Source organism: Mesorhizobium sp. M2C.T.Ca.TU.002.02.1.1 (assembly GCF_003997225.1).
This window is the reverse complement of the sequence record NZ_RZTO01000138.1, coordinates 1-10,320: the sequence shown is the minus strand read 5'-3', so window position 1 is coordinate 10,320 and position 10,320 is coordinate 1. Positions and strand designations below refer to the sequence as shown.

The window sequence follows — 10,320 nt, the reverse complement described above, 5'->3', positions numbered from 1 at the left end:
CTAATCGGCTCAACAGCGGCTCGTCAAATGAATCCGCGTTCAAGACCCCCGCCTCTCCGACTATTTTCCGAGTGGACGCATCGATTGCCGTAACTGGCGCAATAGACGGAAACTCTTGCGCTTTTTGGCAATACGTTGCCGCGATCGCGCGGCCGGCGGAAGAGCCCGTTCGACGGCGGCGGAGCGGACGCAATTTAACTCCGCAAAATACGCCTGGCGCGACCTCAATTGTTCGTCGAATGGCCTGAAACCTCGGCTCCGGCATTGGCCGGCAGGACCAGGAAGCGCATCGCCGCGGCGAGACCGACGAGGCCGATCGCGACAAAGGTGATTCTGAAGTCGAGGAGGTCGGGCACGGCTTCGCCCCTGACGATCTGCGACAAATTGAGGATCGCCGCCGCGATCGCCACGCCGAACAGCATCGCTATCTGCTGCAGCATCGAGGAGAGCGTCGCGGCCGAGCTGCGTTGCGGCGCGCCGATATCGGCGAAGGCCAGCGTGTTCAGCGCGGTGAACTGCATCGAGCGCGTGAGACCAGCGACCAGCATCAACGCGACGGTCAGCGCCAGCGGCGTCTGCGGCGAGATCGCGCCGCAAGCCATGATCGCCAGCGATGCGATCGCCCCGTTCACCACCATCACGGTGCGGAAGCCGAAGCGCCTCAGCGTCGGTGTGGTCACGGTCTTCATGCCGAGATTGCCGAGGAAATAGGCCAGCACCAACAGGCCGGCATCGACTGGACGCAGGCCGAAGCCAACCTGGAACAGCAAGGGCAGCAGGAAGGGCGTGGCATTGATCGCGACACGGAAGACCGTACCTGCGGCCAGCGTCGAGATCGCGAAGGTCAGTATCTTGAAAGCCGAAAGGTCAAGCAACGGATGCCGGGCCTGCAAGAGATGGCGGACGGCGAACCAGCCGATAACGATGCCGATGCCGATGGAGCCTACCGTCGGCAGCAAGCCATCCTGCGGGTGCGCCAGGCGCTCGAGCCCGTAAAGCATCACCGCAAGGCCGAGCGAGGTGAGGAAAAAGCCCGGCCAATCGAATGGCTTGGCCTCGGAATCGCGGTCGCCGGGCACGAAGCGGGCGACCAGCGCCAGCCCGGCCAGCCCCAGCGGCGCGTTGATGAAGAAGTTCCAGTGCCAGGAGAGATAGGTGGTGATGAAGCCGCCGAGCACCGGCCCGACCACCGGCGCGAACAGGGCCGGCCAGGTGATCAGCGCCGTGGCGTTGAGCAGCTCCGACTTTTCGGCATTGCGCAGCACCAGGATGCGGCCCACCGGCGTCATCAACGCGCTGCCAAGCCCCTGCACGATGCGCGCGGCGACGAACTCGGTCAGGCTCTGCGAGAAGCCGCAGGCGATCGAAGCCAGCGTGAACAGCGCGATCGCGACGAGGAAGATGTTGCGCGCGCCGAACCGGTCGGCAAGCCAGGCCGACAGCGGCACGAACACCGCCATGGTCAGCATATAGGCGGTGATGCCGATGCTCATCGCCACCGCGGGCACGCCGAAGGATTCTCCCATCTGCGGCAGCGAGGTCGAGATGATCGTCGAATCCAGCAATTGCATGAAGAAGGCGACGGCGACGATCAGCGCCACGCGCCGCGCTTGCCGCGCGGAATTTGCGGGCTGGGACACGGCTGCGTTGTCGGGAATGCTGGTCATGACGCGGTGGTTGAACAGCATAAGCACGGTCCAGTCCAGAGCTTATCCAACAAACTTCCGTGTCCCTGTTTCGCCTGTTATGGATGGGCCGGGGGGGCCGAGGAAAACGCATGAAGCCTATCTATATCGACTACCTCAATGCTCTCGACATCGAGGCACTTGCCATGACCGACGCCGAGATCATCGGCGCCGTCGAAGCCGGACTCATCGCCCAGGGCAATGGCCGGACCGTTATCGAGCCGCGCGTCCATCTCGAGCCGGATCCCTCCTTCCACGGCCATTTCAACGTCCTGCGCGGCTATGTGGCGCCGCTCGACGCCGCCGGCGTGAAGATCGTCGGCGACTATGTCGACAACTATATGCATGGCCTGCCGTCGGAATTCGGCATCCTCAACCTTTTCGATCCGCGCACCGGCACGCCGCGCGCCATCCTCGACGCCACCGTCATCACCGACATGCGCACCGGCGCCGTCACCGCCATCGGCGCCAAGCATCTGGCGAAGAAGTCGTCAAAAGTGCTCGGCCATATCGGCGCGCGCGGCACCGCCTACTGGAATGTGCGCCTGCTCGACCATCTTTTCGATTTCGACGAGATCCGCGTCCACTCGCGCCGGCCCGAAAGCCGCGATAGCTTTGTCGCGAGGCTGGCGGCCGACCTCGGCAAGCCGGTCATGGCCGTGGCTGACTGGAAGAGCTGCGTCGAAGGCGCGGACATCGTCGTCGAGGCCTCGCGGCTGCCGGAGCCGCAACCGCTGCTCAAGACCGAATGGATCAAGCGCGGCGCGCTGGTCGTGCCCTACGGCACGATGAGCGCGGTCGAGCTGTCGCTCACCGACATCATGCAGAAGATCGTCGTCGACGACTGGGGCCAGTGCAAGGGCGGCAAATTCGGCGCGCTGCGCGCCCATGTCGAGACGGGGCGGCTTAGCGAGGCGACGCTGCACGCCGAACTCGGCCAGATCGCCGCCGGCCTCAAGCCAGGCCGGCAAAGCGATGGCGAGACGATCCTGTTCTGGCATCGCGGCCTCTCGCTCTCCGACATCGCGCTCGGCAAGGCCATGCTCGCCAAGGCCGGCGAAAACGGCATCGGCCAGAGGCTGCGCTTCGCATGAGCCCGCTCGTTCTCACCGGCGCCGGCGTCAGCATCAAGGATGTGGTTGCGGTCGCACGCAACGCCTGCAAGGTCGAGGTCACGCCGGCTGTCCTCGAAAAGCTCGACAAGGCTCGCCAGGTTCTCGATGCCGCCGCGGCCGGCGGGCAACAGATCTACGGGCTGAACAGGGGCCTCGGCGCCAATCTCGTCACCGCGGTAGAAGGCGACGCGAGCGCCTTCCAGCGCCAGCTGATCGAAGGCCGCAGCGCCGCGGTCGGCGAGGCCCTGCCCGTGCCGGTGGTGCGTGCGGCGATGTTCGCCCGCCTTGCGATGCTCGCCGCCGGCGGCTCGGGCCTGTCGCCGCGCGTGTTCACGGCACTGGTCGAAGCGCTCAATGCCGGCGTGCATCCCGTGATGCCGTCGCTGGGCTCGATCGGCGCCGGTGACCTTCTGCTGATGACGGCGATCGGCCGCGTGCTGATCGGCGACGGCGAAGCCGAGTATCAGGGCCGCCGCATGCCTGCCGCCAAGGCGCTGATGATGGCGCGGCTTGCGCCCGTCACGCTCTCGCCGAAGGACGGCCTGTCGCTGATCAACGCCTCGGCGGTTTCCACGGGGACCGGAGCTCTGGCGCTGACCGATGCGCTGTCGGCGCTCGACCAGCAGCAGCAGGCCGGCGCGCTGACGATGGAAGGCATCGGCGCCAACCGCACCATCCTCGACGCGCGCCAGCACCAGGCGCGTCCGGGCGCCTGCCAGCAGCTTGCGGCGAAGGCCCTGCGTGACCTGCTGGCGCGCGATGAAGCGCCGGCGCCGACCACCATCCAGGACCCTCTGTCGATCCGCTGCATGCCCTCGATCCACGGCGCGCTGATCCAGGCGATCGACCATGCCAGGCTTGCCGTCGAGATCGAGCTCAACGCCGCCGCCGACAATCCGCTGGTGCTCGCCGAGGACGAGCTGGTCATGTCGACCGGCAACTTCCACACCGCGTCGCTGTCGCTCGCCTTCGAGACGCTCGGCCTGGCGATCGCGCAATGCGCGGCGGCGTCCGCCGCGCGCTTCGTCCAGCTCACCGGCTCGACCCGCCACGGCCTGCCGAAATACCTCTCGCCGGTCGGCGGCGCCTCGGCGGGCTTCGTGCCGCTGCAGAAGACGGTGACGGCGATCCTGGCCGCGATCCGTCACAAGGCCAATCCGGTGATGCACGATTTCCTGCCGGTGTCCGAGGGCGTCGAGGATCACGCCACGCAGACGCCGCTCGCCGTCGCCAAATGCGCCGAGATGATCGTGCTGTGGCGGCGGCTGATCGCCTTCGAGCTGATGGCTGCGGCGCAGGCCGTCGATTTGCGCGAGGGAGTGACGCTCGCGCCGGCCACGGGCGCAATCCACGCGGCCGTGCGCTCGCATGTGGCGATGCTCAAGGAAGACAGGCCGCTCGGCATCGACGCCGAAGCCCTTTATGCCGCTCTCGTCAGCGGAATTTGGCAAGGCCCTCCGGCAACCGGCTGAACCTTTCCGACTCTTGGTTCAGGGCTTTGCATCCTCCTTCTTCATGAAGAGGGTGAGCTCGTCCGGATCCATGTGCACGATGTGCCTGTCTTCCGGATAGCCGCCGCTGTTGACGTCGGCGACATATTCGGAAAACGCCGCGATGCGCTCCTGCTGCAGCCGGTCATATTCGGCGGCGAAGTTGCGATAGACCTTCGAATGGCGCGGCATGTGACCGCGATTGGTGCCGAGGATATCCTCGGCGAACAGATATTGCGCGTCGCAGCCGGTGCCCGCGCCCATCGACAGCATGATCAGCGAGGTGCGCTCGGAGATCGCCTTGGCCACCTCCACCGGCACCACCTCGATCTCGGCGCCGATCGCGCCGGCGGCTTCCAGCTGCTTGACCGCCTCGAACACCTGCATGGCGGTATCCGCGGTCTTGCCGACCGCCTTGAAGCCGCCGGTCCACGTCGCGCGCGAGGGGATGAGGCCGACATGGCCGATCACCGGAATGGCGTCGTCGGCCATGCGCTTGATCGTTGCGTAGCCGGCGCTGCAATAGACGGCGTCGGCACCGGCCTTGTAGAGCCGGAACGACCAGCGCACGAAATCGTCCGCCGTGCCGATCTCGAAGAAGTTCTCGCCCGGCATGGTGAAGAGGCTGGGCGCGGCATCGCGGTATTGCGGGTTGAGCACCAGTTCCGGCGGCACCGAGACGATATCCACCCCTGCCCGCTCGGCGGCCTCCGCCTCTTCCAGCGTCAGCACGCGCAGCATGGTCAGCTGCCGCTTGCCCTTCATGGCGCGCAGATCGGCGACAGTCGGTCTCTTTCGGCTCATCGGTACATCCTGTTTTGTCTGACGGCTTTCAGCCGATATCGATCATCACCTTACCGGCCTCGACCTTGACCGGATAGGTCCTGAGATTGACGCAGACCGGCGCGCCTTTGGCCTCGCCGGTCTTGTAGTTGAAGCGGCCATTGTGCTTGGGGCATTCGATGATGTCGTCCATCACCAGCCCGTCGGCGAGATGAGCTTTCTCATGCGTGCAGAACCCGTCGGTCGCGAAGAAGGCGTCGTCCGGCGAGCGATAGATCGCAAAGGTGCGGCCGCCATGGTCGAAGCGGATCACATCCTCTTCGTCCACGTCGTCCACCGCGCATGCTTCGACCCACTCCGCCATCGTCTACCTCCTAGCTTGCTTCGCACCGCCTATTCGGCGGCCGCGGCCGTTATGTCGAGATCGTGGAACTCGCCGCGATAGGGCTTGGCCGTCGGCGGCAATTCGCGCTTGAGATAGTAGTCCTCATATTTCAGCTGCCTGAGCAGCACCGGCCAGACCTCGCGATAGGCATGCCACATCGACGGGTTCGCCACCGGCAGATCGTGCTTGATCAGTTCATGCAGCTTCGGCAGCGCGTGGTAGGGAACCATCGGGAACATGTGGTGCTCGACATGGTAGTTCATGTTCCAGTAGATGAACCGGCTGATCGGGTTCATGTAGACGGTGCGGGTGTTCAGCCGGTGGTCGGTGACGTTGTCGGCGAGCCCGATATGCTGCAAAAGCCCCGTCAGCACCATGTGCCAGGTGCCGTAGAGGCGCGGCAGGCCGATCAGCACCAGCGGTATCCATGATTTAAGCGCGATCGCGACAGCGATCGTCGCGACGTATACCGCCATGTGCCAGCGCGCCGCGGTCACCGCCTTGTGCTGCTCCATCTCCGGGATGTAGCTCTTCTCGTCGTCCGACAATGTGCCGAAGGCCTGGCGCACCAGCGTCGGCAGCGAATAGCGGAAGTCGAGGATGCCGGTGAAAGCCAAAGCCGCCTTGATGAGGTCCGGCGGCCGCATCACCGCGATCTCGGCGTCGCGGCCGACGATGATGGTGTCGGTGTGATGGCGCGCATGGCTCCAGCGCCATTGCACCGGATTGCGCATCAGCATGAACGAAGCGATGTGATAGACGACGTCGTTCATCCAGCGCGTGCGGAAGGCGGTGCCGTGGCCGCATTCGTGCCAGCGCGAGTCGCTCGACGAGCCGTAGAGCACGCCGTAGACGAACAGGAACGGCACCACCCACCATGTGCCCCAGAACCAGACGATGCCGGCGGCCGAGCCCAGGATCGCGACGATCCAGATGATGGTGTCGCGGATCGCCGGCCCGTCGGAGCGCTGCATCAATTCCTTCATGGTCTTGCGCGCCACGTCGGTGTGGTACCACTCGGCCGAGGCGAGCCCGGTCTCGATCGCCCGACGCGTGCTTTCGCCGACAAGGCTGTAGTCGCGCTTCTTCGCCATCGTCACATCGGCCTCCAATCTTCACTGAGCGCTGGCAATCCGGTCCGCCGGCCGGAGGGCTTGCTATGGATAAGTGTCGCGCTCATGCCCTGCCCGCCAGTCTTGGGAAATTGCCGGACGGCTGAGGATAATCCTGCTCGGGCTGGCGGGCGATGGCCGCGATCCTTCGTTCCGCATCGGCAATCGCATCCTTGCCGTCGAGGACGCGGAACAAAGCGTCATAGGCGCGGGTCTCGCCATGCTCCAGCCAGATCATCTCGCCGCGCTCGCGCGCGGCTAGATTGCCGAGCACATGGTGCGTCGAGGGCTCGATGCCAAGCGCATACTGCCCGGCCTGGAAATTCTGCCACTCGTAGCAGCAGGGCAACTGGTCCTTGCGGGTGACGACCTCGAAGCCGAGGCCAAGCCGGTCGTTGACGACGGCCACCGGCACCTCGCCCTTGGCGTCGGCGCCCATCTCATGCTGCCAGACCTGCTCGGCGAAGCCCAATTGCGGTGCCGGCACCGTGCGGTAACCGACCTTCTGCACTTCGTAGCGCTCGCCTTCATGCGCGGCCCAGACCACGTCGCGGATCGGCGCCAGATAGCGAGAGCCTTCGTCGAGCAGCGGATGCCCGACATTGACGTGGTAGAAATACATATGCGGCGTGCGGTGGAAGCCGTGATTGACGACGCAGTCCGATAGCCGGATCTCGCTTCCGCCGACATCGGCCTCGATGCGGCGGACGAGATGCAGGTCCTCGCCGAACACGCTGGCTTGTTGGACAATCCCTTCCGCCCACAACACGCAGCGGTCGCCGTCCCAGCTTTCGCCATAGCCGGTCAGCCGCGCCGGAATGGTGCCGACGCGCCCGTGCAGCGAATGCGTCACGGTCTTGCGTCCAGGGTAATTGTAGTTCTCGGCCGGCACCTCGTTGCGGCCGAGAATGTGGTCAAGGCCGCAGGTGACGAGCAGGCCGGAGAACGACCGGCCCCACGCAAAGCCATCCTCGCCTTCATAGTCATGCAGGCCGGGGTTGCGGAAACCGCTCGGCGAATGCCAGCCGATCGCCTGGCCCTTGTACTCGCAATCGGCGATGTCGAGCGCCCGGTCGACCAGCGCCGTGAAGCGCAGCCCCGAGCCGGTGCGGAATTCGAGCATGCGGATGCCGCGCTCGACGCCGTCGCCAAGCGTCATCAGCCGCACCCCGGCGAATTGCGACAGCATGCCGGAGCGTTCGGCGACCTGCCGGCGTGAAAGCGTCTGTCCGTAGAGCTTCACCATGCCGTCACTGCGCCCTTTTCATCAGGGCCGACAGGTCGGCGCCGGTTATCAGGCTTTCCACGGTCAGCAGGTCGGTGTCGGCGACGGTCTGCTCGGCGACGATCTCGCCGCGGCGCATGACGATGATGCGGTCGGCGACCTCGAAGACATGGTGGATGTTGTGGGTGATCAAGAGCACCGAATGCCCGGCCTCGCGCATCTCCTTGACGAAGCGCAGCACGCCGTGCGTTTCCTCGACGCCGAGATTGTTGGTCGGCTCGTCGAGGATGATCACCTTGGCGGCGAACTGCATGGCGCGCGAGATGGCGATCGATTGCCGCTCGCCGCCGGACAGCGTCGAGACCAGGGCGTCGGCGTCGAGCTTCTTCGAGATGCCGACGCGCTTCAGCAGCGCCGAGGCCGCGTCGCGCAATTTGGCGAGATCGAGCGGCGCGAAGACGCCCAGCCATTTGAGATTGACCGGCTCGCGGCCGAGGAACAGGTTGCGCGCGATGCTGAGGTCGGGCGCCAGCGAGGTGTCCTGATGGATGGTCTCGATGCCGAGGTCCATCGCCTCGCGCGTCGAGCGGATCGAGACCTTTTCGCCGCGCACATAGATATCGCCGCGATCGATCGGGAAGACGCCGGAGATCGCCTTGATCAGGGTCGATTTGCCGGCGCCGTTGTCCCCGAGCAGCGCCACCACTTCGCCCTCCTTGAGCGTCAGCGAGGCGTTCTTCAGCGCGCGCACGCTGCCGAAGGATTTTTGTAAGTTCTGCAGCCGAAGCACTTCCTGCATCTTCAGCTCCTTGCGGCGTTTTTCTGCAGCAAAGCGTGCAGGATGAGCATGGCGAGGATGATGACCCCGACGAAGATGTTGTAGGCGAGCCCGGGCACGCCGACGAGCACGATGCCGTTGCGGATCGCGCGCAGCATCAGCGCACCGACGATGGTGCCGAGGATCGTGCCGCGCCCGCCCGTCAGCGCCGTGCCGCCGACCACGACCATGGCGATCACCTCCAGCTCATAGCCGGTGCCCGCTACCGGCGAGGCTGCCGAGATGCGGAAGGCGCTGATCATGCCGGCAAGCCCGGCGAGCACGGAGGTCGCGATGAACAGCCAGATCTTGACCGCGTCGGCCGGCACGCCGCGCGCCACCGCCGCGTTGCGGTTGGAGCCGATGGCGCTGATCCAGTTGCCGAGCTTCGCGTAGCGCAGGATGTAAACCGCAAGCAGCGACAGCCCGATGAACCACCAGAGCGAGGTGTAGAAGCGGAACGCGCCGATGTTGAAGCTGCCGGCAAGCAGCGTGACGAAAAAGCCCGGCTGGTCCCAGGACTTCAGCGGAAAGCCCTGCGTGATGTAAAGCGCGGCACCGCGCACGATGAGCAGCATCGACAGCGTCACCAGGAAGGACGAGATGCCGATCTTGGTGACGATCACGCCGTTGATCGCGCCGATCGCGATGCACAGCAAAAGCCCAGCCAGCAGCGCCACGCCGATATCGACGCCGGCATTCTGCACCAGGAGCATGACCACCACCGGGGCCAGCCCGAACACCGCGCCGACCGACAGGTCGAATTCGCCGGCGGTCAGAAGCAGCGTCATGCCGAGCGCGATGATGCCGAGCTCCGGCAGGAACGCCATCATGTTGGAGATGTTGAGCGGCGACAGGAAATTACCGTCGGCGACCGCAAACACCACCAGAAGCACGACGAGGATGACGAAGGAGGAGAATTGCGGCGAGCGCATCAGGCTCGACCTGCCTTTCGCGCGTCCCGCGCCGTCTTCCGCTGTAACTGTCATGACTTGCTGAACCATGCTTTTCTGCATGGCGCCCGACGCTCGCGCGACGGGCGCCAGTTCTCTCACTTCTTGTCGTAGAGCTTCAGGATCGGCTCGACGCTGGAGGCGTCGTAGAGGCCGAAGGTGTGGATGTCGTAGCCGATCGGTTCGCCCGAAGCGGCGAGCCCGAGCAGCGCGACCGGCATGAAGCCTTGCGCCGAGGGATATTGCCAGGCGGCGGCGTTGACGAACCCGTCCTTGACCGCCTGCGCCGTCTCCTTCGAATTGCCCCAGCCGACGACCGGGATCTTGCCGGCCGGGATGCCGGCGCCGTCGAACACCCGCTTGACGCTCGCCGCCACGGAATCGCCTAGCGCGATGATCGCCGGCGGATTGTTGGCGACCATGTAGTCGGTCATCTTGGCGATGATGCCGGCCGGATCGGTGCCGCAATCGACCACGTCATATTTGATGCCGAGCGGATCGAAGACGCTGGCGATGCCTTCGGTCTCGAGCTGCTGGTAGCTGGCGCCGGGCACCTCGACCGGCAGGAACACCTTGTCGCCCTGCTTCACCATCTTATGGTCGACGAGATATTTCGCCCAGATCGCGCCGGCTTCCTTGAGGTCCGCGCCGACATAGGCCTGGCGTCCGGTGGCCGGGTCGTCCGTGTTGAAGAACACGATCGGGATGCCGGCAGCCTTGGCGGCCTTGACCTCCTCGGTCCACAGGCCCGGTTG

10 protein-coding genes are annotated in these 10,320 nt (G+C 65.4%); 2 read left to right on the top strand and 8 right to left on the bottom strand.

Going from position 1 to position 10,320, the window contains the following annotated elements:
- Positions 1–224: 224 nt before the first annotated feature.
- The gene (locus tag EOD07_RS10235; RefSeq protein ID WP_127235351.1) at positions 225–1,667 is read right to left on the bottom strand and encodes a DHA2 family efflux MFS transporter permease subunit; all 1,443 of its coding nucleotides are present in this window, start codon (positions 1,665–1,667) and stop codon (positions 225–227) included.
- A gap of 110 nt (positions 1,668–1,777) precedes the next feature.
- Here EOD07_RS10235 and EOD07_RS10230 point away from each other — a divergent pair, with 110 nt between their 5' ends.
- Positions 1,778–2,779 (top strand): ornithine cyclodeaminase family protein, encoded by a 1,002-nt coding sequence (locus tag EOD07_RS10230; protein WP_127235349.1) that lies wholly within the window; start codon positions 1,778–1,780, stop codon positions 2,777–2,779.
- The gene (hutH, locus tag EOD07_RS10225; RefSeq protein ID WP_127235348.1) at positions 2,776–4,272 is read left to right on the top strand and encodes a histidine ammonia-lyase; all 1,497 of its coding nucleotides are present in this window, start codon (positions 2,776–2,778) and stop codon (positions 4,270–4,272) included. Before EOD07_RS10230 ends, hutH begins: the two co-directional genes overlap by 4 nt.
- An 18-nt stretch (positions 4,273–4,290) precedes the next feature.
- On the opposite strand, the gene EOD07_RS10220 is transcribed toward hutH, so the two are convergent.
- The 7 genes from EOD07_RS10220 to EOD07_RS10190 all read right to left on the bottom strand — a co-directional run.
- Positions 4,291–5,094, bottom strand: a complete 804-nt coding sequence (locus EOD07_RS10220) for a 3-methyl-2-oxobutanoate hydroxymethyltransferase (RefSeq protein WP_127235347.1) — start codon at positions 5,092–5,094, stop codon at positions 4,291–4,293.
- Between the two features lie 28 nt (positions 5,095–5,122).
- On the bottom strand, positions 5,123–5,437 hold the full coding sequence (locus EOD07_RS10215) for a MocE family 2Fe-2S type ferredoxin (protein ID WP_127235346.1): 315 nt from the start codon (positions 5,435–5,437) through the stop codon (positions 5,123–5,125).
- Positions 5,438–5,466: 29 nt separating this feature from the next.
- A complete protein-coding gene (locus EOD07_RS10210) occupies positions 5,467–6,552 on the bottom strand; it encodes a fatty acid desaturase family protein (protein WP_127235350.1) in 1,086 nt (361 codons plus the stop codon).
- Between the two features lie 82 nt (positions 6,553–6,634).
- Entirely contained in the window at positions 6,635–7,816 is a 1,182-nt protein-coding gene (locus EOD07_RS10205) for an aldose 1-epimerase family protein (RefSeq protein ID WP_127235345.1), read from the bottom strand.
- Positions 7,817–7,820: 4 nt separating this feature from the next.
- Positions 7,821–8,594 carry an ATP-binding cassette domain-containing protein gene (locus tag EOD07_RS10200; protein WP_040984068.1) on the bottom strand — a complete coding sequence of 258 codons (774 nt, stop codon included), beginning with the start codon at positions 8,592–8,594 and terminating at the stop codon, positions 7,821–7,823.
- Positions 8,595–8,596: 2 nt separating this feature from the next.
- Positions 8,597–9,616, bottom strand: coding sequence for an ABC transporter permease (locus EOD07_RS10195; protein WP_082047166.1), 1,020 nt, complete (start codon positions 9,614–9,616; stop codon positions 8,597–8,599).
- Between the two features lie 47 nt (positions 9,617–9,663).
- Positions 9,664–10,320 (bottom strand): substrate-binding domain-containing protein (locus EOD07_RS10190; RefSeq protein WP_127235344.1); only part of this gene is annotated, 657 nt, incomplete at its 5' end.